At 53.2% G+C, this 920-nt stretch carries 1 protein-coding gene; it reads right to left on the bottom strand.

What is annotated here, in order from left to right; genetic code table 11:
- Positions 1 to 920, bottom strand: a 920-nt coding sequence (gene tuf / locus VSR74_RS23185) for an elongation factor Tu (RefSeq protein ID WP_347796833.1), incomplete at both ends; no start/stop codon positions are given.

Genomic DNA, 920 nt, shown 5'->3' with positions numbered 1-920 from the left:
CCAGTCACGTCAGTAGTACGGAAGTAGAACTGCGGACGGTAGCCTTTGAAGAACGGAGTATGACGGCCGCCTTCGTCTTTGGACAGGATATAAACTTCAGATTCGAATTTGGTGTGCGGCTTGATGGAACCCGGCTTAGCCAGTACCTGACCACGTTCGATTTCTTCACGTTTGATACCACGCAGCAGAACACCAACGTTCTCACCAGCACGGCCTTCGTCCAGCAGTTTGCGGAACATTTCTACGCCAGTACAGGTAGACTTCGCAGTCTCTTTGATACCAACGATTTCAACTTCTTCACCAACTTTGATGATACCGCGCTCTACACGACCGGTAACAACGGTACCACGACCGGAGATGGAGAATACGTCTTCGATCGGCAGCAGGAACGGCTTATCGATAGCACGTTCTGGTTCCGGGATGTAAGAATCCAGGAAGCCAGCCAGTTCGATGATTTTCGCTTCCCACTCTGCTTCGCCTTCCAGCGCTTTCAGAGCAGAACCACGAACGATCGGAGTGTCGTCGCCCGGGAAATCGTACTGAGACAGAAGTTCACGAACTTCCATTTCTACCAGTTCCAGCAGCTCTTCGTCATCAACCATGTCGCATTTGTTCAGGAACACGATGATGTACGGAACGCCTACCTGACGACCCAGCAGGATGTGCTCACGAGTCTGAGGCATCGGGCCGTCAGTCGCAGCAACAACCAGGATCGCGCCGTCCATCTGCGCAGCACCGGTGATCATGTTTTTAACATAGTCGGCGTGGCCCGGGCAGTCTACGTGTGCGTAGTGGCGAGTCGGGGTGTCATATTCAACGTGAGAAGTGTTGATGGTGATACCACGAGCTTTTTCTTCCGGCGCGTTATCGATCTGGTCGAATGCGCGAGCAGCACCGCCGTAGGTTTTAGCCAGTACGGT

The organism is Pseudocitrobacter cyperus, from assembly GCF_039889165.1.
In the GTDB taxonomy this organism is placed as follows: Bacteria; Pseudomonadota; Gammaproteobacteria; order Enterobacterales; family Enterobacteriaceae; genus Pseudocitrobacter; species Pseudocitrobacter cyperus.
This window is presented reverse-complemented; position numbering and strand designations above follow the sequence as displayed.